A 22,895-nucleotide genomic window follows, 5' to 3' on the forward strand; every position below is an offset into this window, starting at 1 on the left:
ATCAAATTTTAGACAGTAACCTCGTTTCTTAATTGAAACGAGGTTTTTTATTTTACAATCTACTCTTCCCTTACTTAAAACAAAACATTTCTTTATAAAAGGTATTCTTCCCTAAGACTAGGGGAAACTTCCCGAAAGCTGTGGTAAACTTCCCGAAAGATGGCAAAATAGCGATTAAGCCACATAAATACTGGGAAAAAAAAGAAATAGAGCATCGTTATACCTCATAAAAAACCTTTATTGACGGTGGTTTGCATTAGTTTTTCTTTTATCATAAATAGATCTTTAAAAAATGTAAGGACTTACCAAGTAATTTATTTACATAAAATAAACAATAATACAGCTTTGATGCAGAGAAAGAATATTATAATTTTATTTAATGGTATATCGTTTTTATACTAATAGTTTTTTTCTAATTGAAAACATTCTAATTTAAGATGTTATTTAATGATTTCTTTTTCTATTTTTGTTTTCAGTTATAAAACAACCTATTAGAGCTTATTAAAAACTTAAGATTTATGAAATATTTTAAATTCACCTTATCATTATTCACCTTATTATTGTTATTTAATTGTACCTCATCACCCGATATTGACAATGAAATCCCTGAGTTGAACTTACCTCCATCTATTGGCGTAATTTCTACAGTTGAAATAACAGATGTAACTATAAGTTCAGCATTATCAGGAGGAGTTATTAGTTCAGATGGTGGCTCACCGATTACTGCAAAAGGTATAGTTTGGGGTACCAATCCTAACCCGACGATAGCTTTGACTACAAAAACTTCTGAAGGTTCTGGAACAGATGGTTTTACTAGTCAGTTGGCAGAATTAGAATCAAACAAAACATATTATGTTAGAGCTTATGCTACTAATATCAATGGTACTGCTTATGGAAATCAGGTAAGTTTTAAAACGCTGATTGATCCAAATGATTTACCAGTAGTTACTACAGCTGCAGCAACAGTTATAACAACAAGTACTGTTAAAACTGGTGGAACTGTTACTAATAGTGGTGTTTCGCCTGTTACAACTAAAGGTATTGTGTGGAGTTTAGCTCCAGAACCAACACTTGATGTTAATGCTGGTTTTACTTCCAATGGTTTTGGGCTAGGAAATTTTGTTAGTGAAATAGCTAATTTATCTCCAAATACTACTTATTATGTTAGAGCATATGCGACAAATTCTTACGGAACAGCTTATGGAAGTGATGAATCTTTTACAACTGAAGCATTATTGTATAGTCCAGGAACTGGTGTAACTGATATTGATGGTACTACTTATACTTCTGTTATCTTAAATGGAAAAGAATGGGCTACTAAAAACTTAAATGTTTCTAAATATCGTAATGGTGATGTAATTCCTCAAGTCCAAGATGCTACACAATGGGCTAACTTAACAACTGGAGCATGGTGTTATTATTCTTACCAAACCAGCAATGGAACCGTTTATGGAAAACTATATAACTGGTATGCTGTGAACGACGCTCGAGGACTTGCTCCAACAGGATGGCATGTATCATCCAATGCAGATTGGAATTCACTTATAGAATTTTTAGGCGGTACAGAACTAGCTGGAGGATTGATGAAAGAAATTGGAACTACTCATTGGCAAAATCCTAATGCTGGTGCTGTTAACACTTCTGGTTTCACCGCTTTGCCTGGAGGCAATTGTTTAGCAAACGGAAGTTTTGGAAGTATAGGAACAATTGGATACTGGTGGTCAGCTGACAGTTACAATCCTACAAGCGCATGGTGTGCAGGTTTATACCACAATACAAAATCTATAACTAGAACACCAACCGACAAAAAACAAGGTTTTTCAATAAGAATTGTAAAAAACTAGCCAACAAAATATATGAATTTAAAAACCCCAATTCAAAATGAATTGGGGTTTTTCTTTTATGATAATTACTTTGCAATCGGGAAGTTTCTTGCGCGCATCAATGCATCGCTTTTTGCGGCTTTTCCTCTGTATTTTTTATAGGCAATTTCAGGATCAATAGTATTTCCAATGCTGAAAACATTGTCTAATAAACGTTTTGAAACTTCTTTGTCATATAATCCGCCTTTAGATTCCGTGAAAGCTTCGGTTGCATCGGCACTAATAACATCTGCCCACAAATAACCATAATATCCAGCAGCATAATCATCGCCTGAAAATATGTGCCCAAACTGTGGAATTCGGTGACGCATTACAATTTCAGAAGGCATTTTTAAATCAAACAAAGTTGCTCTCTCAAAATCTCTTGGATCAATTTCAGGATTTTCTAATAAATGTAATTTCATATCAACCAAAGCACTCGAAATGGTTTCTACGGTAGAAAAACCTTCGTTGAACGTTGCTGCATCTTCAATTCGCTTTACTAAAGACATTGGCATTGGTTCTTTCGTTTGATAATGCAACGCAAATTTATTCAAGACTTCTGGCGTTGATAACCAACGTTCCAATATTTGTGATGGAAATTCAACATAATCTCGTGGAGTATTTGTTCCTGACAAACTTGGATACGTAACATCCGAACACAATCCGTGTAACGCATGACCAAATTCGTGGAAAAGTGTAGAAGCATCATCCCATGAAATTAGGATTGGTTCGTTGTCATTTCCTTTGATAAAATTACAATTATTAGAAACTAATGTTAAAACATCGCCATCAATGCGGCTTTGTTCTCTGTAAGCGGTCATCCAAGCACCAGAACGTTTTCCTTTTCGTGCATAAGGATCAAAATAGAATAATCCAACTTTTTTTCCTGAATCTTTACGAGAAACTTCCCAAACGCGAACGTCTTGATGAAAAACGGGAACATTATTTACTTGCTTGAAATTCAAATTGAAAACTTCGCCAGCAACCCAAAACATTCCTTCGCGAAGTTTTTCTAGCTGCAAATAAGGTTTGATTTGATTAGCATCGACATCATATTTTGCTTTACGAACTTTCTCAGCATAATAGCGATAATCCCAAGGTGCAATTTTAAATTTTCCGCCTTCGACTTCAACAAATTTTTGCATTTGGGCTACATCTTCATGTACTTTTGCTACAGCTGGTTGCCAAACGGATAGCATTAAATCCATCGCTTTTAAAGGATTTTGTGCCATAGTGTTAGACAAACTCCAATCGGCAAAGGTTTTAAAACCTAACAATTTTGCTTTTTGAGCACGAAGCTTTAGTATTTGAACTAAAATTGCATTATTGTTACTACTGTTATTGTTATCGCCACGTTTTACAAAAATGTCAAATGCTTTTTCGCGCAAATCTCTTCGGGATGAAAACGTCAAAAACGGTTCAATCGACGAACGCGTGTTGGCAATACAACCCATTACTTCTAGATTTCTTTCTTTGGCTTCGGCAATTGCTGCATTTTTTAATTCGGTAGGTAAACCTTCAAAATCGGCTTCGGTTTTTAATTCCAAATAATAATTGCTTTCATCGGCCAATTGATTTTGACTAAACTTGGTGAAAAGTGATGCCAATTCCTGATTGATTTTGGCAATTTTGGCTTTGCTTTCCGCTGATGCTTTTGCGCCTTCGCGAACAAAATTGGCATAATGATACCAAACCAAACGTTGTTGTTCTGGAGTTAATTTGCTTTTATCTTTTGAGTTGTAAATGGTTTCAATTCGATCAAACAACTTTTTGTTTTGATAAATTTTACTGTTCAATTCTGAAAATAATGGCGTAACTTCAACCTCTATGGGTTCAAATTCGGGCGTATTCAAATTGGAACTGTAAATATCAAAAACAGCTTTTGCCTGACTTAATTTTTTACCCGCTTTTTCCATGGCAACAATGGTGTTTTCGAATGTTGCAGGTTTTGGATTGTTGGCGATTTTGTTGTATTCGTCTAGTTTTTCCTGAATTGCAATCTTTATCGCAGGTTTCAAATCGGTGATTTTATATTCGTTAAACGCTGGAACGCCACCATAATTTCCAGTCCAGTTTTTCAATAACGGATTTTGATTTTCTTGTGCTTCGGCAGTAATAATTGGAATACTCATAAGCAAGGTTGCTATTATTTTTTTCATGATTTGATTTATTTTCTCAAAAATACGAAAATAGAATTGTAATTGAATGCAAGTTGATAACTCATAATTAGCTATTTTTGAGAAAAGAAATTATTATGTTCACCAGAAGAAAAGATACCGTTTATATTATACTTGCAGGGATTTTTATTACCAATGCGATAGTTGCCGAACTTACTGGCGGAAAGCTAATTGATGTTTTTGGCGTTCCGATGAGTATTGGAATTTTGCCTTGGCCAATTGTTTTTGTAACAACCGATTTAATCAATGAATATTTTGGCGAAAAAGGAGTAAAACGATTATCATTGATTACTGCAGGATTGATTGCTTATACCTTTTTTGTACTGTATTTTGCCATTCAAATTCCTTCTATTGGAATTAGTTCGGTAACGAGTGAGCAATTCAAATCGGTTTTTGGGCAAAGTCAGTTGATTATTGTTGGAAGTATTGCGGCGTTTTTAGTATCGCAGTTAATCGATGTTACGATTTTTCATTTTGTAAAAAAACGAACCGGCAACAGAATGATTTGGCTTCGAAGTACAGGTTCAACGGTAATTTCGCAGTTTTTTGATAGTTTTATCGTGTTGGGAATTGCCTTTTATCTGCCTGGGATTATGGATTTTAAAACCTATGTTATCTCTGGATTAACAGGTTATACGGTTAAATTAGTTATTGCCGTTTTGATGACACCAATGATTTATTTAGGACATTATGTAATTCAAAAATACATTTCAAAAGATAGTTTATTGGAAAAATAGTTACTTTTACATTATGCTTACAAAAAGTCAACAAAATATCATCATTGAAACACTTAAACCTTTTCACCCAAAACGAATAGGTTTGTTTGGCTCTGTTGCTCGAAATGAAGAAACAGCATCGAGTGATATTGATATTTTATTTTCATTACAAAACCCAATTGGATTATTTACGCTTTCTGATTTGCAATTTGAATTGGAACAAAAGCTTCATAAAAAAGTAGATTTAGTTTCTGAAAATGGATTGAATAAATTTATTAAAGAACGAGTTTTGAGAGAAGTAAAATATATTTATGAAGAATAATACCAAAATATTTCTTTTACATATTCTTGAATCTATTGAGAAATTAGAAGAAATAACTACAACGACTTCTCAAGAAGAATTCCTGAAAAACTGGATAATTCAGGATGCAATTCTTAAAAACTTTATCGTTATTGGCGAAGCTGTTGCTAATATTGATGAAGAAATAAAGCAGCAGTATTCTACAATAAATTGGCGTGGCGCAAAATCGATGCGTAATTTTATTGTACATGAATATTTCTCTGTTGACTTGAATTTTGTTTGGGAAACAATTTTAAAAACAATTCCCGATTTCAAAAAAGATATTACAACAATCATTAAGGATTTTGATTAAAGATGGAAAATAAAATACGATGCGCTTGGTGTGAAAAAGATGATTTGTACCGCAATTATCATGATAACGAATGGGGAAATCCGGTTTATGACGACGAAACGATTTTCGAGTTTTTAGTTTTAGAAACGTTTCAAGCAGGGTTAAGTTGGTACACCATTTTAAAGAAAAGAGAAAACTTCAGAAAAGCATTTGATAATTTTGATTACAAAAAAATTGTAAAATACGACGAAGATAAAATTCAGGAATTACTTCAAGACGAAGGTATAATTAGAAATAAACTGAAAGTTCGCGGAACGGTTTCTAACGCCATTGCTTTTATGAAAGTTCAGGAAGAATTTGGTAGCTTTTCAAAATACATTTGGGGTTTTACAGGTGGAAAACCAATTGATAACCAACCCAAAGTATTGCGAGATATTCCGGCAACAACTGAAATCTCAGATGCATTAAGTAAAGATTTGAAAAAACGTGGTTTTAAATTTGTAGGCTCAACTGTTGTGTATGCACATATGCAAGCAACTGGAATGGTGAATGATCACGTGGAAACGTGCTGGAGAAGGAAATAGTTTTTCCAGAAAATTTAACCACTAAGTTCACTATGAAAGCACAAAGAACACTAAGCGATTGTGCGCTTCGTGCAAAACTTAGTGTGCTTTGTGGTTAGACAATCAAACGGTAGATTTCAAAACTCTCATAAAAGTATCTCTCGAAATTTCAAAAGCACCTAATCTTTCCAAATGATCGTTGTGAACTTGGCAATCCAGTAATAAGTAATTGTTTTCTTTTAAATAATTAACCAACCATACAAACGCAATTTTACTGGCATTGGAAACTTTGGAAAACATACTTTCACCACAGAAAACATGTCCTAAATCTACGCCATACAAACCTCCGACTAATTCGTCATTTTGCCAAACTTCAACCGATTTAGCAATTCCCATTTCGTGTAATTTAGTGTAAGAAGTAATAATGTCTTCGGTAATCCAAGTTCCTTCTTGACCTTGTCGTTCAATTTGTTGGCAATTACGGATAACCTCAGCGAAATTTCGATTGAAAGTAACTTTAAATTTATTTTGATTAATAAGATTTCGGATGCTTTTCGATACTTTATATAACTTAGGAACAACGACCATTCGCTCTGATGGCGACCACCAAAGTATCGGTTCATCATCATTAAACCATGGAAAAATACCATTTTGATACGCTAACAAAAGTCTTTCTATTGACAAATCACCACCAATAGCCAAAACACCTTCATAGGAAGCTTCTTCAACAGGAGGAAAATAAAGTTCTTTAGTTAAAAAATACATTTTTCAAATTCAATGACAAAAATCAAAAATCAACTTCAATATCAAAAATCAACTTCAAACTCAATTGTAATGAAAAAGTCAGAAATTCAAGTATTACTTAAACTTCTGACTTCTATCTTCTGACTTCTACCTTTCTAGAAAGGTAAGTCGTCGTGTTCTTCTTCTTTAAAATCAGTTGCTGGAGCAAAAGCTTCTGCTGGTGGCATTGCCGGCATTGCTGCTGGTTGTTCTGCTTGAAGTCTTTCAATTCTCCAACCTTGAATATCGTTAAAATATTTAGTTTCACCTTGTGGATTAACCCATTCTCTTCCTCTAAGATTGATAGAAACTTTTACCGCTTCACCCACATTATAGTTGTTCAACAAATCACATTTATCTTGTACAAAATTTATACTGATAAACTGTGGATATTGCTCTTCTGTAGCCACAACCAATTCTCTTTTTCTAAAGCTAGCACTCACTTGTTGCTCCGCATTTACTACTTTAATTTTTCCGGTAACTTCCATAATTATAATTTAGCTAAAAGTACTTTCCAAGCCGAAAGCACATCATTATTATTCAAATATTCTTTTGCTTTTAATTGAATTTTTTGCTCATCATCTGAACTTAAAACACCTTTCACAGCAAAATTTTGTTGTACAAATATAGCAATTTCTTCTTCGGTTGGCAACGCTTCTACATTTCCTAATTTGCCCAAATCATTTCCATCAAAAATAGTACTATTTTTAATAAAATCAGGAATGGCATCCACACCAATCCCGAGCGTAACCAAAGGTTTTTCTACTTCAAACAATCCTTGATTGGAACGCGAATACCAATTGCCACCAAGACGCGAAACCAAATCAATTTTATTTTGATCAATTGTTCCTTTTTCGTCCAAAACCGTTTCGTTAACATGAATTTTTACGACTTCACAAATAATTAAATTTCCTGCGCCACCTTGATTTCCCAAAGCTATAATTTCGTTGACTTTGCATTCAAATTGCACTGGACTTTCTGCTACACGATACGGTTTTACCATATCCGAAGGCAACATCGTCAAACCCGATTTTACGAATTCGTTCACACCATCAGGATATTCCGTGCTCGAAAGCGACATTTGTTGCACAATATCATAATTCACCACATTAATTACCACTTGTTTCGTTGTCTGACAGTTTTCTAACGTATGTTTAGTCGTGTTATTTCTCACGCGTCGTGCTGGCGAAAAAACCAAAATCGGCGGATTAGAACTAAAAACATTAAAAAAACTAAACGGAGACAAATTAGGTTTCCCATTTTCGTCCATCGTACTAGCAAAAGCAATTGGTCTTGGCGCTACAGCACTTTGCAAATAACCTTGTAATTGCGCTGGCGACAGTGTATGTGGTTCAAAAGAAAGCATGGTTTTTTGTTTTTCCAAAAATACAATTTTAATTCATTTTGGAGCGAAACGTTCGGGAATTCTTGTTGTCCGTTCTCCTGCTGTTCGTTTCAACAACTTTGACAAAGTTGATTTCCACTTCCATCAGGGCTAATTTATTGACAAAGAGTAAATCTTATTCAACATTATTTTTGATGTCTAACAAAATTTTATAAGATTTGTAGCTTACAATCTTTTTATGAAAAACGTAATCTTCATTCTGTCTTTACTTTTCTGTGAAACTATTTTTTGTCAACAAAATCACGAAAAATCAAAATCGGAAAAATATACAAAACACGGAATTACAATAACCGATGAGTATTCTTGGTTGGAAAATCTAAATTCTGAAGAAACCAAAACCTGGGTTAAAAATAATAACACAATCACCGAAGAAATTTTAGAAAAAGCAAAGAGAAAATACAACACAGAAAGCAAGATAATCGAGTACAATAAAAGTATAAACAACCGTATTCCTTCAAAAAAAGGGAAGTACTATTATTCTACTTTTTATTTTGAAGGCAAAACACTTCCCATTATTTTTTACCGAAAAGATGTTAAAGAAAAACCCACTAAATTATTCGATTTGAATGAAGCATACACAAATAAAAACATGCTTTTCAACAGTTTGTCTCCTTCTGGAAACTCAGAATATTTAGCTTATAAAATTAGTCACGATGGAAGCGATCTTGGTGAAATAAACTTTTTTGATATTAATAAAAGAAAACTTTTACCAGATGTTATAAAAGGAGTTAAGTTTTCAAACATTGGATGGAATTTAAACCATGGAATTTTTTACAATAAAAACAACAATATCAATAAAACTGCAATTGATTCTACTAACCAATTATACTACCATAAAATTGGAACACCTCAAAGCGAAGATCAACTTGTTTTTGACGCTTCAAAAACTGGTAATACTTTTAAATATTATTCAACTCGAGGAAAACTTATTGTTATAGAAACTAATAAAGAAGAAACTCTTTCAAATTATTATGAAGCTTCATTGTCTGACAACGAATTTTATCTTTATAAATTTTTGGACAACCAAAGTACCGATATGAAGTTTTTGAATTACAGAAACGATTCTATTTATTATTCTTCCAAACAATTTGAATGGGGTGAAGTCAGGGCTTTTAATATTAAAAATCGCAACCAAGAAAGAGTTGTCATTCCCCAGATATATTCGCAATTATTGACTTCAACTCATTTTACAAACGATTATATTTTTTGTAATTACAAAACACTAAACAAAAGCTACATTAGAGTTTATGATGCTAATGGAAAGTTTATCCGAAAATTTGATTCGTCCGAAAATTTTGACATCTCCTTTAATTTTTATGATAACGAAACAAAAGATTTATATGTAACATTACATTCGTATACAACTTCGTTCAAAAACTACCGACTGAATGTTGCAACTGGCGAAATAAACGAATTTCAAACCGAACATATCAAAATAAAAGCAAGTTTGTTTCCGTCAGAATATTTTGAGACTAAAACCATAACTTTTAAAAGTCGGGATAACAAAGACGTTCCAATAACGATAATCCATAAAAAAGGATTAAAATTTGACGGAAACAACCCAACACTTCTAACAGCTTATGGCGGTTATGGAACTGTTTCAAGAGCTTATTTTTCATCAGGGATGATACATTTTATAGAAAAAGGAGGCGTTTTTGCCTATGCTCAAATTCGTGGTGGCGGAGAAAAAGGATTAAAATGGCATCAGGATGGAAAAGGATTAAAAAAAATGAATTCATTCAACGATTTTATAGATGCAGCCGAATTTTTAATTAAAGAAAAATATACTAGCCCAAAAAAATTGGGGATAACTGGAGGTTCAAACGGAGGTTTAGTTGTCGGTGTTGCTATGACCAAAAGACCAGATTTGTTCAAAGTTGTCATTCCTAAAATGGGTGCTTTTGATATGTTAAAATTTGATCAATTTACCGTTGGCAGATATCATTTGAATGAATATGGAAATCCCGAAAACAAAGAAGAATTCAATTCATTATTAGCTTATTCGCCTTATCATAATATCGACGAAAACACCAATTATCCAACAACATTAATTATTACTTCTGACAACGACGACAGAGTTCCACCATTGCATTCTTATAAATTTGCCGCTAAACTCCAAAACAGAACGGAACAAAAAAATCCAATTTACCTCATTTCTTTGTCCGATGCTGGACATTATGGAAAAACTGCAAGCTATGAAGATGACGTAAAAAGCGATGCCGATTTCTATAATTTTTTATTGTATCATTTAAACGAATAAACCAATTCATTTTGGAGCAAAACGTTCGGGAATTCTTGTTGCCCGTTTTCCTGCTATTCGTTACAATAACTTTGTCAAAGTTTTGAACTTTGACAAAGTTGATTTCCACTCCTATCAGGGCTAGAAGTCAATCGTCTTGTATTTTTATTACTTTTGGCTATATTTATAAAAAAATTTCAATGCAATTTTCCGAAAGAAGAAACACAACTCGCTGGATAATCATAATGACATCGTTCGTTATTGTGAGTTTGATTCTTTGGAATACGTATTCCTTTTTTCAAATCTTTAAAAGCGAAGAACGTATCAAGATGGGAAATTGGGCATTGGCACAAAAAAAAATAAATACAGATGATCTAAATGCCGATTTAGAATTACCCTTTGCCATTATTGAAAATCCAACAATTCCAATCATTTTATCAATTAATGACTCGATAACAAGTACAATAAATATTGATGAAGATATTGTTAAAGACAAAATAAAACTAAAAAATTACTTAGAAAAACTTAAACTGCAAAACAGTCCTATTGTTATGGAAATTTCAAAAGGAAAATCTCAATATTTATATTATGGAGATTCTTCCATGCTGAACAAATTGAAATATTATCCAATTGCTCTTTTACTTATCATTTTTCTTTTTGGAACTGTTGTTTATAATTTTTATCGTAGTACCAAAATGGCAACTCAAAACAAGCTTTGGGCAGGAATGGCAAAAGAAACCGCGCATCAAATTGGAACGCCGTTATCATCACTAATTGGTTGGCTCGAAATCATGAAAGCTGACAATGTTGACGAAACTACAGTAACCGAAATTGAAAAAGACATTATTAGACTACAAACTATAACGGATAGGTTTTCAAAAATTGGCTCAGAACCAATTCTAGAAAAACTTAACATTATTGAAGAAACCGAAAAATCTTTTGAGTATTTAAAATCACGTTTTTCAAACCAAGTTACCTTTTCATTCAAAGCACCCAAAAATGCTATTATGGTTTCATTAAATCCTGCATTACACAGTTGGACTGTCGAAAATTTAGTCAAAAATGCCATCGATGCTATGAAAGGTCGAGGAAGATTAGCAGTAGAAATTATGGAAGAAAACAATTTGGTTAAAATCTTAGTTACCGATACTGGAAAAGGAATTCCAAAAAACCAATTCAAAAAAGTTTTTGAACCTGGATTTACTACCAAAAAAAGAGGTTGGGGTTTAGGTTTGTCATTAACCAAAAGAATTGTTGAAGAATACCACAAAGGGAAAATAAAAGTCCTAAATTCTGAAATAGGAAGAGGAACAACAATGCAAATTTCTTATAAAAGAACTTAAAAAAAACGCCTCAATAAAATGAGGCGTTTTCTTTATAAATTGTTTTGAATTGCTTGGGCTAACGCTTCAAATTCTTCTTTTGTGAGTGAAGCTTTTCGTTGAAAACGCATATCATCCATATCTTGCAAAGGGATTAAATGTACATGCGTATGCGGAACTTCAAGTCCAACAACAGCAACGCCAATTCGCTTGCATTCTATCGTTTTTTCTAATGCTTTTGCCACTTTTCTTGAAAATTTCATCAATCCAAGATAGTGTTCTTCTTCCATGTCAAAAATCTTATTGATTTCTTCCTTCGGAATGCAAAGTGTATGCCCTTTTGCATTAGGATTTACATCTAAAAAAGCTAAATAATTTTTGTCTTCGGCTATTTTATAACATGGAATTTCTCCGTTGATTATTTTAGTAAAAATACTAGCCATAATTAATCTCTAGAAATTTCTAAGATTTCAAAATTTAATTTTCCGTTTGGAACCGTAATTTCGGCAATCTCGCCTACTGATTTTCCTAATAATCCTTTACCGATTGGTGATGTAACTGAAATTTTTCCAGTTTTTAAATCGGCTTCGCTTTCAGCAACCAATGTGTATTTCAACTCCATTCCGTTGGCTTGATTTTTAATTTTCACATTAGATAAAACCAAAACTTTGGATGTGTCTAAATGACTTTCATCAATCAATCTTGCATTGGCATGAATTTCTTCTAGTTTTGCAATACGCATTTCAAGCATTCCTTGAGCTTCTTTGGCAGCATCATATTCGGCATTTTCAGATAAGTCGCCTTTGTCTCTAGCTTCAGCAATTGCTTGTGATGCTTTTGGTCTTTCAACGCTTTTTAAATGTTCTAATTCGTCTCTTAATTTTTTTAATCCTTCTGCTGTGTAATACGATACGCTCATAATTTCCTCATTTATATAAATAGAAAAAATCCCATCGCAACGGGATTTCTTTTTGCAAAGATACTATTTTTTGATTTATTTTAAATTTGTCTCACTCAATAGTGTTTGCCAAAGTTAAATAATTTATTTTTGTTTGTCGAATATTTAGAACTAAAAATTTAGATGAAAAAAATAATTGCTACACTATTGTTTGCGGGATTGATTTTAAGTTGTGATTCTGGAACGGTTAACTACAGAAATCCTTATTTGCCCAATTATCCTGTAGATTTATTCATCAACTTGAGTTTGCCTCAATATTCTAACCTTAATTTTCCAGGAAATTATGTTGTGGATTATTCTCAAGGTGTTCGAGGAATTGTAATATATAATACAGGAACAGGTTATACGGCTTTTGATGTTGCTTGTCCAAATCAAGAGTTGACTTCGTGCTCGACCATGAATATTGTTGGTACGAATGCCATTTGCCCTTGCGATGACGCTGAATATAGTTTGTTTACTGGAATTGCTGGAGGAAAAGATTATCCGATGAAACCCTATCGAGTTTTGGTCAGTGGAAGCTCGCTAAACATAAGAAATTAAAAAAATCCCGTATCAACAAAATGATACGGGATTTTGTTTTTTTAAAACTTCAAAGTTATTCCAGCTAAGAAATTAATTCCAGCTTGTGGAAAAAATCCTGCACCTTCTATTGTCGAAATGGTTCCAGGATTACTAAAATCATCATCATAGGTGTAGAAATAACCATTGGATTCATATTCTAAATTGAACAAGTTATTTACTAATGCCGAAAAAACCATCGATTTTAAACCTTTGTTGATTTTCCATTCATAAGAAACATTCAAATCGCTCACAAAATAGGCGTCTAATTTTGAATTGTCTGAATCGATATTTCCCATGTATTGTTCGCTCACAAATTTTGAAAGGAATGAAACTTGAAAATCATTTATTGGCAAAAATGTAATTCGGTTTCCTGCGACAATATTTGGTGAAAAAGCAATATCAGTATTTCCTAAATTCTGCAAAACACCATCTCGCTGAAAGTAGAAATCACGATTTTTATTTTGACTAAAAGTAACATTTGGGTTCCAAATTAATTTGTCTGTAATTGCAATTACTGATTCAACTTCTAAACCTATTCGATAACTTTTTCCGCTATTGGTGAAAACAGGTGAACCAACATCGTTCAAAGCACCAGTTAAAACCAATTGATCTTGGTAATTCATATAAAATGCATTGGCAGAAACTTTCACTTTTTTAGATGAATATTTCCAACCCAATTCATAATCAAACAAACGTTCTGGTTTGATTGCTCCAGCTTCATAATCATCGCGTCTTGGTTCTTTGTTGGCAATACCAAAATAACCATAAAAAGAGTTTTTATCATTTAATTGATAATTCAAACCAGCTTTTGGATTAAAAAATCGAAACGTATCGTTTACATCATCAAAACGGAAACTTGTTGCTTGATAATTTACCATTCGATACTGCAAATCGGCAAAGAAATTAAGTTTTCCAACTTGTTGCGAAGCTTTTGCATACACATTTATATCGTCTTTGTTTCCAAAATTATCATAATAACGATTAGAATTTGGCACATAAAATTGTGTCCAAACAACTTCCCCAAAATGATCACCCAAATAGCGATTTGCTGCTCCGCCAACTAAAATATCGGTGTTTTTTGTTTTGTAGTTCAATGAAAAAGTAGCCCCAAAAAAATCGTTGTCTAGCCATCTTTTTCTAACCAAATCTGACTCGGTATTTCCTTGAAAATTTGGTAAAAAATAATCGGCTAAAATTTCGTCTTCTCTGTATTGTTCAAAATAGCCTTTTCCTTTAGTATAATGCAACGCTGCATTTGAAATCCATTTTTCGGACCATTTTTCGGACCAATGCAACTGAAAATGATTTTGCCAATAATTATCGGTTTCATCATCATAGAATTTCATGTTTCCATTTTCGTCAAAATACATTCCGGCAACATTAAACGTTCTGTCGTTTTTCAACTTTTCTGGATCTTCAATGCCATACCAAGCTTGATAGGTTTTTTGTTTTCCGCCAAAAGCAATTGCTTTAATCAACGTCGTTTCGGTTACATAATTTCCATTGAAAAAATAACCAAACATGTTGGATGAAGCTCTGTCGATAAATCCATCAGAAGCAACATTTGATAATCGTGCATTCAATTCAAAATTGTTATGCAAACCCGTTCCAAAAGCCAAAGTATGTTTTCGTGTTCCAAAACTTCCAACAGAATTTGAAATTTCAGCAAATGCTTTTTCTTGATACGACTTGGTTTGCATGTTTAAACTTGCGCCAAAAGCTCCAGCACCATTTGTAGAAGTTCCTACTCCGCGTTGCAACTGAATACTTTCTAGCGACGAAGCAAAATCGGGCAAATTGACAAAAAATGTTCCTTGACTTTCGCTGTCATTAAACGGAATTCCGTTGAGCGTAACGTTAATTCTCGAACCATCGGCACCACGAACTCTCATGTAAGTGTAACCAACTCCATTTCCTGCATCGGTTGTAGAAACTACAGATGGCAAATAATTGAGTAAAATGGGAATGTCTTGACCTAAATTTCTTGGCGCAATTTCTTCCTTAGAAACATTAGTAAAAGTGATTGGATTTTTGCCTTTTGCTCTAACCGAAGAAACTGTAACTTCGTTAAGCTGATTGACTTTTGTGGTGTCTTTCACTTTTTCTTGGGAGAAAGAGAGAAAAGAAAATAGAAAAAAGAAAATAGACGAAATCAAATGATTTTTTTGACTTTTGACTTTTGTCCCGAAACTTCGGGTTTGACTTTTGAAATTGAATAAAATTTCCATTCGTAAAATAAATTATACGAATAAAAAGAGGTAATTATTCTTGGTTAAAAAATAAAAAATGTTTGTTTCCTGTGACAAAGTTCAGCGTGCACTCTGTTTTGTCACTTTTCCCTAAACAGCATTACCTGTTCTAGGTTCATTGGGTATAATCTCAGCTCGTAATTTTGAGCACCCCTTTTGAGACATGGCAAAGATAAGTCAATATCAATGACAATTGCAATATCAATTTTCAATTTGTGTTTTTTTATTGTAATTGATTTTTGTAATTGAAGTTTATAAATCCAATTTTTCAGATTTCTTTCTCTTAAAATAAATACTTATCATGCAAGTAAAAACCCATAAAAAGCTTCCAATCTACAGCTTTGAAAATTCACTAATCCTTCATCATTATACGTAATTTTACCTGTAGCATATTCTTTTTCGTCATAGCTTATGGATACAAAAAAAATTGAAAGCCCAACTACCAATCCGATGATGTCCCAAAATAACTTGGCTTGTTAGGTTTATTTTTTGTTTTTTTCATATTTCAGGTTTTTTGCGGTTTTGCTTAACTTCAGAATTGGTTTTTTTGTCTTTGATACGCTTTTCAATAACCGATTTTGGCACTGAAGTTGGTTTTCTTTTCTTTGGAACAACTAATGCTTTTTTAAGTATTTCCAAAAAACGTTTGGTAACAATTTCTTTATTTTTCAGTTGGCTTCGGTCTTCATCGCAGTTTAAAATCAAAATGTTTTCCGAAGTTAATTTGGTTGCCAATTTTTCAGAAATAAGTATTTTTTGCTCTTCAGAAAGTGCTTGAGAAGCATTCAAATCAAAAGTCAAAACCACTTTTGACGAAACTTTGTTTACGTTTTGTCCGCCAGCACCAGAACTTCTAACGGCTTTGTATTGCAATTCAGTTAAAAGTAAATCAGTTTTCATATTGCGGTTGATGCGCTGGTTTTAATAAATCGTTTACCGTTTTCACAGGATTGAATGTTACGAGCGGAACTTCTACAAAAACGGTTATCCATTTTGCCATTGCGCCATTCCAAAGTCCAGGTAATTCGTATCCTTTCAATTCTTTTCCTTTGTTGTTTTTTTGCACAATAAATCCAGATGTATGATCAACAAATTGTGTTAAATCAAATTTATTTCCATGATAATCTTTGGTTGCACAAACTAAATCTACCGGATTAAAATGAGTTGCTTTGGATAGAATTTCGTTTTGAACAAAATCGTTTGTATCAACCTGAGAACTTTCTACAATTTGGAGAGACAAATTGCCTTTAGCATTTCTTACCCAAAATGGTCCGCCGCCAGGTTCGCCTTCATTTTTTACCATTCCACAAACACGAATTGGTCGGTTTAATTTTGTTTTGATGAATTCAATTTTGTGTTCAAATGTAAACTTTTGAAAATCATCTCTAACCTTGATATTCAGTTTTGATTTCATAAAATCAACAACTTTTTCAACTTCATTTTCTTGAAATTCTTGCCTTTCGATGGCATTCAAAATGGCAAAAATCTCTTCTTGAAATTCGAGTAAAATTCCAGCCAAACCCTTTTTATACAAAGTAATTTCTTTGATGTGATTTTGGATTACATTGTCAATATTTTTGATAAAAATAACATCGGCATCGAGTGAATTCAAGTTGTTTATCAACGCGCCATGTCCGCCAGGACGAAAAACTAATTGCCCTTTTTCGTTGCGAAATGGTTGGTTTTTGAAGTCAACAGCAATCGTATCTGTAGATTTATGCTGATAAGAATAATTCACATTCAAAGTGGTTTCAGTTCTATTTTCTACTTTTTCTTTTACATTGTTTACAATCTCACGAAATAAAGCTTCATGATTTTCTGAAACGGTAAAATGAAGATGTGAAACACCATTTGACGTAGCATAAAAAGCACATTCATTCAAGTGTTCTTCCACTGGAGTTGCAATGTGTGATTGATATTTATGAAAATCTAAAACACCTTTTGGTTTGTTGGCAAAATCGTAATAATCGCTAGACAACATCGTTTTGATGAAGTGATAACTTTTTTCGTGACTTTCTAACGAATAATAGTCAGGAACTAACGATTTAACCTTCGATTTTACTTCTTCAAAAAAAGGAAACTTCTCAATTCCTGCTAGAAATGTGGGAAGATTTTTGTCTTTTTTTCGGTTGATGTATGCGTTTATGGTTTCATTTTCATGGTCAAAATCATTGAGAAATTCATTGAGAAATTTGAACATTCGACTTGCTGCACCAGATGCTGGAACGAATTTTTTCAACTTTAAAGTTGATTTTTTTTGATCAAAAAATGCTGATTTTGACTTGAATTCATTTTCGGAAAGCTTTAAAATTCCATCATCAATTTTAGCCGGACGAACCAAATACATTTTTGGAATTCCAGTTTGGAAAATAGCAAGTTCTGCTTCAATTTTAATCAAATCAATTCCATGTTGGTTAATTTGATTAAAATCGGCTTCTGTAAATCCGTATGTGTTGACTAATTTGTCTTTTGTTGTAAAATTTTCTTCCATTCTAAATAGCCATAAATGGCGATAATTGTGAAAAATACATATTGAATACTTGTGAAAGTGTATCCTTTGGCAAAATACATTGGGATAGAAATTATATCACCAATTATCCATAAAATCCAATTTTCTATCTTTCGTCTTGCCATTAACCACATTCCTACGAAAAATATTCCTGTTACAAATGTATCAATATAGGATGTCCAATGTGTTAATTTATCAAAAAAGATATAAACCGAAATGACTAATGCTATACTTGCAAGAAATAGTAACATTCCTTTTTTTATTTCGGAAGAAGTAATTCTTGAAATAGGAAATTCATCAACATTGTCTTTTTTTCTTGTCCAAATATACCAACCATAAATACTCATGATTACGTAATAAAAATTAATCATCATGTCGCCAAGTAATGACCATTTCCAAAGTAAATAAACATAAATTGCCGTATTGATAATTCCGGTTGGGAAAACCAAAATGTTATTTTTTTTTGCAAACCAAACGCTCAATAATCCGAATAAAATTGCGGTTAATTCTAAGGCAATTTCATACGCTGGATAATTTTTATATTGAGAAAAAAGGAATTCAAACATTGGTTATAATTGTTGGTTAACAATTTCAGATTTCAGAAAAAAATCGGGATTATTTTCAAAAGCTGTTCCAATAACAACCATATCTGCGCCAGCAAGAAAAGCATCGTCAATAGCTTTTTTGGAACGAATTCCGCCGCCAACAATCAAAGGCAAGGAAATTCTATTAGAAACTTCCGAAATCATTTCCAAAGGAACGGCATTTTTTGCGCCACTTCCAGCTTCGAGGTAAATAATTTTGTTTCCTATATATTCGCCAGCTTTAGCCGTTTGGGCAACATATTTGATATTATTTTTACTCAAAGGTTTGGTTTTACTAACGCGTTCTACAGCAGTTTCGTTTCCGCTTTCGATTAAAATATAACCAGTTGAAATTACTTCCAAAGTTGTTTTTTCTAAAATTGGAACGGCTTCAACTTGATGTTCAATCAAATAATCAGGATTTCGTCCAGAAAGTAATTGCAGAAACAAAATTCCATCGGCTTCTGAAGAAATTTGCGATGGATTTCCTGGGAAAAGTAAAATAGGAAGTTTAGTATTTTGTTTTAACTGAACGATAATTTCGTCTAGATGATTTCCTTCAAATGAGCTTCCGCCAACCAAAATATGTGTTGCTGGTGATTGATTTATTTTTTCTGCCAAAGTTGAAATGGTTTCCAATGCAACTTTATCGGGATCGATTAAAATTGCCAGAAGTTTTTCTGACTTAGCTTTTGAAGTTTGTATTTCTTTGTAAATGTTTGTCATTTTTTGATTATTTGTTTTTTTCGAAAGCACAAACAAAAACATAGTCTTCGATAAAATCAAAAACTACATCGAAATATTCTGTTTTGTTGTTAAATCTTAATTCAGCGATAGTTTTTTTATCTTCCAAATTAAATTGTTGCTCAAAAATATGCAATGGAAAACTAATTCCAGGTTCGTTTTTAATTTTGAAAACACTTTCTTTAATTCCCCATATTACGGTAGCTTTTTTCATTTGTTCGTAATGCGATAAGTTTTCTAGATGAAAAATTTCCATAAATCTTGGAGCAATTTTTAAGGTTTTCTCTTTTAATAATTCCAAATCAGCACCTATCACTTCATCACTAATAACGATAATCGAAAATTCAAACGAATGAGAAATAGTGATATGTTTTCCATCATTCAAATGTGGTTTTCCAAATTCATCATAATACAAATCAAAATCGGTATATCCAGCTGAAATCAGCAACTTTCGAACGCTCAAAAAACCTTTTTGATGACTTTCGGATTTCATCGTTTCTAATCGTGCTAACGAAACATCTTTCAAAACAACACTTTGAAAAAGTTCGTCCCATGTTTCGGAGATTTTCCAAACCCAAAGTTTTGTTGTGCTGTTTAATTCTTTGATTGTAAGTAATGGCATAATAGTGTTGAAATTATCTATTTGTTTTTCAAAAGATTAAAGGATTAAACATTTCACAAATTTTGAAAATAAATTATTAAATTAAAAACCTATGTTGTAATTTTGCATCAAATTTTAAAAAAACAAATATACAAATAGATGAGTACACAAACATTACCATTTGTAGCTTACAAAGTTAAAGACATTAACTTGGCAGCTTGGGGAAGAAAAGAAATTGAATTAGCTGAAGCTGAAATGCCAGGATTAATGGCTTTAAGAGCTGAATATGGTGTAACTCAACCTTTAAAAGGTGCGAGAATTGCAGGTTGTCTTCACATGACTATTCAAACAGCCGTTTTAATTGAAACTTTAATTGCTCTTGGTGCAGAAGTTACTTGGTCATCTTGTAATATTTTCTCAACTCAAGATCAAGCTGCTGCTGCAATCGCCGCTGCTGGAATTCAAGTTTATGCTTGGAAAGGTTTGAACGAAGAAGAATTTGACTGGTGTATCGAACAAACGTTATTCTTTGGCGAAGACAGAAAACCATTGAACATGATTTTGGATGATGGTGGTGATTTGACTAACATGGTTTTTGACCGTTACCCAGAATTAATTCCTGGAATTAAAGGTTTGTCTGAAGAAACTACAACTGGTGTTCACCGTTTATATGAAAGAATGAAAAACGGAACTTTATTCATGCCGGCAATTAACGTAAACGATTCAGTTACTAAATCAAAATTTGACAACAAATATGGTTGTAAAGAATCGGCTGTTGATGCTATCAGAAGAGCAACTGATGTTATGTTAGCTGGAAAAAGAGTTGTAGTTTGTGGTTATGGTGACGTTGGAAAAGGAACTGCGGCTTCTTTCCGTGGCGCTGGTTCTATTGTAACTGTAACTGAAATCGATCCAATTTGTGCTTTACAAGCTGCAATGGATGGTTTTGAAGTGAAAAAATTAGACACTGTTGTTGGAAATGCAGATATTATCATTACCACAACAGGAAATAAAGATATTGTTGTAGGAAGACATTTTGAAGCGATGAAAGATAAAACTATCGTTTGTAATATTGGTCACTTTGACAACGAAATAGACATGGCTTGGTTAAACAAAAACCACGGTTCAACAAAAATCGAAATCAAACCTCAAGTTGATAAATACAACGTAAACGGAAAAGACATCATTATTTTGGCTGAAGGTCGTTTAGTAAACTTAGGTTGTGCAACTGGTCATCCAAGTTTTGTAATGAGTAATTCATTCACAAACCAAACTTTGGCACAAATTGAATTATGGAATAATTCGGCAAACTATAAAAATGAAGTGTACATGTTGCCTAAACATTTAGATGAAAAAGTGGCTGCTTTACACTTGGCTAAACTTGGTGTTGAATTAGAAACTTTAAATGATGAACAAGCTGCTTATATTGGAGTAGAAGTTCAAGGTCCATTTAAACCAGAATATTACAGATATTAATATTTTAGTATAAAATATTAAATCAAAAACCCTTGCAATTGCAAGGGTTTTTTGTTGGCTGAAATAAAAGAAAAATCCTAATTTATCCCCGATTGTAACGGAAATCTTCGCAGAGATTGAAGTGGAAAGCGGGAAAATGGTTTTCAAGGAATTAATAACTTTTCGATTTTTATAAGTTTTTTAGTAACTTTGAATAATTGGCATATATTTTGTTTAGTTAATTTTAACATTTAAAAACTATAAAAAAATGAAAAAAGTATTTTTGACTATGGCAGCTGTAGCGATGATTTTTGCTACATCTTGTAAAAAAGAAACAACAGAAACAACTCCAGAAGAAGTGGTTACAACTGTTGAAAATGAAGTTTCTGAAGGTGCTGATGCGCTAGAAGCAAGTTATAACGAAGCAGTTGCTAAGCTTGAAGAAGCTAAGAAAAGCGGCGATGCAGCAGCTGAAAAACTAGCTCAAGAAGCAGTTGATAAAGCAAAATCGGCTTGGGAAGCAGCAAAAGCTTCAACAGAAGAAGCAGCAAATGATGTAAAAGAAGGTGTTGAAAACGCTGCTGGTGATGTAAAACAAGAGTTGAAAAAAGCAACTGAATAATTTTAATAAGCTTAAAACAAAAATCTCTTAGTTTAAGAAACTAATTTAGAATTTTTAAACAAAAAACCCGTTCGCCAAAGCGAACGGGTTTTGTATTTTAATAAGAGTTTGTTCTTATGCTTCGAATGGAATTACAGAAACAAATGATTTGTTATCACCTTTTTTCTGGAATTTCACTACTCCATCAACTTTTGCATGTAAAGTATGATCTTTACCCATGTAAACGTTTTCACCTGGATTGTGTTTAGAACCTCTTTGTCTAACGATGATATTACCAGCAATTGCAGCTTGACCACCATAAATCTTAACGCCTAAACGTTTCGATTCTGATTCTCTACCATTCTTAGAACTACCGACACCTTTCTTGTGAGCCATGACGTTTTAGTTTTTAAATGTTAATTATTCTTCTGTAGCTTCAGCTTTTTTTGCTGCTTTCTTTTTTGGAGCACTTCCGTTGATACCTTCAATCACAATTTGAGTTAGGTATTGTCTGTGTCCATTTCTTTTTTTGTAACCTTTTCTTCTTTTCTTTTTGAAAACGATTACTTTGTCTCCTTTTAAGTGTTGTAACACTTTGGCTTCTACTGAAGCACCTTCTATAGCTGGGGCGCCAAGAGTAACGTTTCCATTATCGTCTAATAAAAGAACTTTTTCAAAAGATACTTTTGAACCTTCTTCATTAGCTAAACGGTGAACATAAACTTTTTGGTCTTTGCTTACTTTAAATTGTTGCCCTGCTATCTCTACGATTGCGTACATAACAATAATGTTTAATTAATTTTAATTCCGACTTTTCGGGATGCAAATATACAACTAATTCTTTTACACGCAACTGAATGCTGAAAAAAGATTTTTTCTTAGAAAAATAGGACTTTATGTGGTGTTTAATTTTTTGAAACAGAATAAAAAA

Annotated in this window: 24 protein-coding genes; 10 read left to right on the top strand and 14 right to left on the bottom strand. The window is 32.8% G+C overall.

Features of this window, described 5'->3' with window-relative positions; genetic code table 11:
- The first annotated feature begins 518 nt into the window (after positions 1–518).
- Positions 519–1,844 carry a fibrobacter succinogenes major paralogous domain-containing protein gene (locus IAI56_RS12190; RefSeq protein ID WP_187658139.1) on the top strand — a complete coding sequence of 442 codons (1,326 nt, stop codon included), beginning with the start codon at positions 519–521 and terminating at the stop codon, positions 1,842–1,844.
- Between the two features lie 65 nt (positions 1,845–1,909).
- Here the strand turns inward: IAI56_RS12190 and IAI56_RS12195 are convergent, their stop codons facing one another.
- The gene (locus tag IAI56_RS12195; protein ID WP_187658140.1) at positions 1,910–4,024 is read right to left on the bottom strand and encodes a M3 family metallopeptidase; all 2,115 of its coding nucleotides are present in this window, start codon (positions 4,022–4,024) and stop codon (positions 1,910–1,912) included.
- 95 nt (positions 4,025–4,119) lie between these two features.
- Here IAI56_RS12195 and IAI56_RS12200 point away from each other — a divergent pair, with 95 nt between their 5' ends.
- The 4 genes from IAI56_RS12200 to IAI56_RS12215 are packed head-to-tail and all read left to right on the top strand — an operon-like array spanning position 4,120 to position 5,974.
- Positions 4,120–4,779, top strand: a complete 660-nt coding sequence (locus tag IAI56_RS12200) for a queuosine precursor transporter (protein ID WP_187658141.1) — start codon at positions 4,120–4,122, stop codon at positions 4,777–4,779.
- 13 nt (positions 4,780–4,792) lie between these two features.
- Positions 4,793–5,080 (top strand): nucleotidyltransferase family protein, encoded by a 288-nt coding sequence (locus tag IAI56_RS12205; protein WP_133532635.1) that lies wholly within the window; start codon positions 4,793–4,795, stop codon positions 5,078–5,080.
- The gene (locus IAI56_RS12210; protein ID WP_187658142.1) at positions 5,070–5,411 is read left to right on the top strand and encodes a HepT-like ribonuclease domain-containing protein; all 342 of its coding nucleotides are present in this window, start codon (positions 5,070–5,072) and stop codon (positions 5,409–5,411) included. Before IAI56_RS12205 ends, IAI56_RS12210 begins: the two co-directional genes overlap by 11 nt.
- A 2-nt stretch (positions 5,412–5,413) precedes the next feature.
- Entirely contained in the window at positions 5,414–5,974 is a 561-nt protein-coding gene (locus tag IAI56_RS12215) for a DNA-3-methyladenine glycosylase I (protein ID WP_187658143.1), read from the top strand.
- Between the two features lie 102 nt (positions 5,975–6,076).
- On the opposite strand, the gene aat is transcribed toward IAI56_RS12215, so the two are convergent.
- From aat to IAI56_RS12230, 3 genes are all read right to left on the bottom strand, one after another.
- Positions 6,077–6,718 (bottom strand): leucyl/phenylalanyl-tRNA--protein transferase, encoded by a 642-nt coding sequence (gene aat / locus IAI56_RS12220; protein ID WP_187658144.1) that lies wholly within the window; start codon positions 6,716–6,718, stop codon positions 6,077–6,079.
- Positions 6,719–6,852: 134 nt separating this feature from the next.
- Positions 6,853–7,224 (bottom strand): DUF3127 domain-containing protein, encoded by a 372-nt coding sequence (locus IAI56_RS12225; RefSeq protein ID WP_187658145.1) that lies wholly within the window; start codon positions 7,222–7,224, stop codon positions 6,853–6,855.
- Positions 7,225–7,226: 2 nt separating this feature from the next.
- Positions 7,227–8,102: a flavin reductase family protein gene (locus tag IAI56_RS12230; protein WP_187658158.1), complete on the bottom strand. Its 876-nt coding sequence runs from the start codon at positions 8,100–8,102 to the stop codon at positions 7,227–7,229.
- A gap of 217 nt (positions 8,103–8,319) precedes the next feature.
- On the opposite strand from IAI56_RS12230, the gene IAI56_RS12235 reads away from it, so the two are divergent.
- A complete protein-coding gene (locus tag IAI56_RS12235; protein WP_187658146.1) occupies positions 8,320–10,401 on the top strand; it encodes a prolyl oligopeptidase family serine peptidase in 2,082 nt (693 codons plus the stop codon).
- 179 nt (positions 10,402–10,580) lie between these two features.
- On the top strand, positions 10,581–11,723 hold the full coding sequence (locus IAI56_RS12240) for a sensor histidine kinase (RefSeq protein ID WP_187658147.1): 1,143 nt from the start codon (positions 10,581–10,583) through the stop codon (positions 11,721–11,723).
- Positions 11,724–11,755: 32 nt separating this feature from the next.
- Here the strand turns inward: IAI56_RS12240 and IAI56_RS12245 are convergent, their stop codons facing one another.
- Both IAI56_RS12245 and greA read right to left on the bottom strand, forming a co-directional pair.
- Positions 11,756–12,145, bottom strand: coding sequence for an HIT family protein (locus IAI56_RS12245; RefSeq protein ID WP_187658148.1), 390 nt, complete (start codon positions 12,143–12,145; stop codon positions 11,756–11,758).
- A 2-nt stretch (positions 12,146–12,147) separates the two neighbouring features.
- Positions 12,148–12,624, bottom strand: a complete 477-nt coding sequence (gene greA / locus IAI56_RS12250; RefSeq protein ID WP_187658159.1) for a transcription elongation factor GreA — start codon at positions 12,622–12,624, stop codon at positions 12,148–12,150.
- A gap of 159 nt (positions 12,625–12,783) precedes the next feature.
- On the opposite strand from greA, the gene IAI56_RS12255 reads away from it, so the two are divergent.
- On the top strand, positions 12,784–13,200 hold the full coding sequence (locus IAI56_RS12255) for a Rieske (2Fe-2S) protein (RefSeq protein ID WP_187658149.1): 417 nt from the start codon (positions 12,784–12,786) through the stop codon (positions 13,198–13,200).
- Between the two features lie 41 nt (positions 13,201–13,241).
- Here IAI56_RS12255 and IAI56_RS12260 read toward each other — a convergent pair whose 3' ends face one another.
- From IAI56_RS12260 to IAI56_RS12285, 6 genes are all read right to left on the bottom strand, one after another.
- A complete protein-coding gene (locus IAI56_RS12260) occupies positions 13,242–15,449 on the bottom strand; it encodes a TonB-dependent receptor (RefSeq protein WP_187658150.1) in 2,208 nt (735 codons plus the stop codon).
- A gap of 519 nt (positions 15,450–15,968) precedes the next feature.
- Positions 15,969–16,370, bottom strand: coding sequence for an alternative ribosome rescue aminoacyl-tRNA hydrolase ArfB (gene arfB / locus IAI56_RS12265; protein ID WP_187658151.1), 402 nt, complete (start codon positions 16,368–16,370; stop codon positions 15,969–15,971).
- Positions 16,360–17,961, bottom strand: coding sequence for a DUF4301 family protein (locus tag IAI56_RS12270; protein WP_187658152.1), 1,602 nt, complete (start codon positions 17,959–17,961; stop codon positions 16,360–16,362). The genes arfB and IAI56_RS12270 overlap by 11 nt, the downstream gene beginning before the upstream one ends.
- Positions 17,928–18,545 (bottom strand): nicotinamide riboside transporter PnuC, encoded by a 618-nt coding sequence (gene pnuC, locus IAI56_RS12275; protein WP_187658153.1) that lies wholly within the window; start codon positions 18,543–18,545, stop codon positions 17,928–17,930. Before pnuC ends, IAI56_RS12270 begins: the two co-directional genes overlap by 34 nt.
- A 3-nt stretch (positions 18,546–18,548) precedes the next feature.
- The gene (locus tag IAI56_RS12280) at positions 18,549–19,289 is read right to left on the bottom strand and encodes a phosphoglycerol geranylgeranyltransferase (RefSeq protein ID WP_187658154.1); all 741 of its coding nucleotides are present in this window, start codon (positions 19,287–19,289) and stop codon (positions 18,549–18,551) included.
- A 7-nt stretch (positions 19,290–19,296) separates the two neighbouring features.
- On the bottom strand, positions 19,297–19,929 hold the full coding sequence (locus tag IAI56_RS12285; protein WP_187658155.1) for a 4'-phosphopantetheinyl transferase family protein: 633 nt from the start codon (positions 19,927–19,929) through the stop codon (positions 19,297–19,299).
- 138 nt (positions 19,930–20,067) lie between these two features.
- Between IAI56_RS12285 and ahcY the strand changes: the two genes are divergently transcribed.
- A complete protein-coding gene (ahcY, locus tag IAI56_RS12290; protein ID WP_187658156.1) occupies positions 20,068–21,384 on the top strand; it encodes an adenosylhomocysteinase in 1,317 nt (438 codons plus the stop codon).
- A 247-nt stretch (positions 21,385–21,631) separates the two neighbouring features.
- Positions 21,632–21,985, top strand: a complete 354-nt coding sequence (locus tag IAI56_RS12295; protein WP_187658157.1) for a hypothetical protein — start codon at positions 21,632–21,634, stop codon at positions 21,983–21,985.
- Positions 21,986–22,099: 114 nt separating this feature from the next.
- Here the strand turns inward: IAI56_RS12295 and rpmA are convergent, their stop codons facing one another.
- Together rpmA and rplU are read right to left on the bottom strand one after the other, a co-directional pair.
- On the bottom strand, positions 22,100–22,360 hold the full coding sequence (rpmA, locus tag IAI56_RS12300) for a 50S ribosomal protein L27 (RefSeq protein WP_169524703.1): 261 nt from the start codon (positions 22,358–22,360) through the stop codon (positions 22,100–22,102).
- A 24-nt stretch (positions 22,361–22,384) separates the two neighbouring features.
- Entirely contained in the window at positions 22,385–22,744 is a 360-nt protein-coding gene (gene rplU, locus IAI56_RS12305) for a 50S ribosomal protein L21 (protein ID WP_169524704.1), read from the bottom strand.
- Positions 22,745–22,895: the final 151 nt, after the last annotated feature.

The sequence above is a fragment of the Flavobacterium macrobrachii genome (assembly GCF_014486675.1).
GTDB classification, from domain to species: domain Bacteria; phylum Bacteroidota; class Bacteroidia; order Flavobacteriales; family Flavobacteriaceae; genus Flavobacterium; species Flavobacterium macrobrachii.

Excerpts from the sequence above, each read along its gene's own strand:
- IAI56_RS12260 (WP_187658150.1), bottom strand. The coding sequence starts at position 15,449 with ATGGAAATTTTATTCAATTTCAAAAGTCAAACCCGAAGTTTCGGGACA.
- arfB (WP_187658151.1), bottom strand. The coding sequence starts at position 16,370 with ATGAAAACTGATTTACTTTTAACTGAATTGCAATACAAAGCCGTTAGA.
- rpmA (WP_169524703.1), bottom strand. The coding sequence starts at position 22,360 with ATGGCTCACAAGAAAGGTGTCGGTAGTTCTAAGAATGGTAGAGAATCA.
- aat (WP_187658144.1), bottom strand. The coding sequence starts at position 6,718 with ATGTATTTTTTAACTAAAGAACTTTATTTTCCTCCTGTTGAAGAAGCT.
- IAI56_RS12225 (WP_187658145.1), bottom strand. The coding sequence starts at position 7,224 with ATGGAAGTTACCGGAAAAATTAAAGTAGTAAATGCGGAGCAACAAGTG.
- IAI56_RS12205 (WP_133532635.1), top strand. The coding sequence starts at position 4,793 with ATGCTTACAAAAAGTCAACAAAATATCATCATTGAAACACTTAAACCT.
- rplU (WP_169524704.1), bottom strand. The coding sequence starts at position 22,744 with ATGTACGCAATCGTAGAGATAGCAGGGCAACAATTTAAAGTAAGCAAA.
- IAI56_RS12240 (WP_187658147.1), top strand. The coding sequence starts at position 10,581 with ATGCAATTTTCCGAAAGAAGAAACACAACTCGCTGGATAATCATAATG.
- IAI56_RS12210 (WP_187658142.1), top strand. The coding sequence starts at position 5,070 with ATGAAGAATAATACCAAAATATTTCTTTTACATATTCTTGAATCTATT.
- IAI56_RS12280 (WP_187658154.1), bottom strand. The coding sequence starts at position 19,289 with ATGACAAACATTTACAAAGAAATACAAACTTCAAAAGCTAAGTCAGAA.
- ahcY (WP_187658156.1), top strand. The coding sequence starts at position 20,068 with ATGAGTACACAAACATTACCATTTGTAGCTTACAAAGTTAAAGACATT.
- IAI56_RS12195 (WP_187658140.1), bottom strand. The coding sequence starts at position 4,024 with ATGAAAAAAATAATAGCAACCTTGCTTATGAGTATTCCAATTATTACT.
- IAI56_RS12235 (WP_187658146.1), top strand. The coding sequence starts at position 8,320 with ATGAAAAACGTAATCTTCATTCTGTCTTTACTTTTCTGTGAAACTATT.
- IAI56_RS12200 (WP_187658141.1), top strand. The coding sequence starts at position 4,120 with ATGTTCACCAGAAGAAAAGATACCGTTTATATTATACTTGCAGGGATT.
- IAI56_RS12215 (WP_187658143.1), top strand. The coding sequence starts at position 5,414 with ATGGAAAATAAAATACGATGCGCTTGGTGTGAAAAAGATGATTTGTAC.
- IAI56_RS12270 (WP_187658152.1), bottom strand. The coding sequence starts at position 17,961 with ATGGAAGAAAATTTTACAACAAAAGACAAATTAGTCAACACATACGGA.
- IAI56_RS12285 (WP_187658155.1), bottom strand. The coding sequence starts at position 19,929 with ATGCCATTACTTACAATCAAAGAATTAAACAGCACAACAAAACTTTGG.
- IAI56_RS12190 (WP_187658139.1), top strand. The coding sequence starts at position 519 with ATGAAATATTTTAAATTCACCTTATCATTATTCACCTTATTATTGTTA.
- IAI56_RS12245 (WP_187658148.1), bottom strand. The coding sequence starts at position 12,145 with ATGGCTAGTATTTTTACTAAAATAATCAACGGAGAAATTCCATGTTAT.
- pnuC (WP_187658153.1), bottom strand. The coding sequence starts at position 18,545 with ATGTTTGAATTCCTTTTTTCTCAATATAAAAATTATCCAGCGTATGAA.
- IAI56_RS12255 (WP_187658149.1), top strand. The coding sequence starts at position 12,784 with ATGAAAAAAATAATTGCTACACTATTGTTTGCGGGATTGATTTTAAGT.
- IAI56_RS12295 (WP_187658157.1), top strand. The coding sequence starts at position 21,632 with ATGAAAAAAGTATTTTTGACTATGGCAGCTGTAGCGATGATTTTTGCT.
- IAI56_RS12230 (WP_187658158.1), bottom strand. The coding sequence starts at position 8,102 with ATGCTTTCTTTTGAACCACATACACTGTCGCCAGCGCAATTACAAGGT.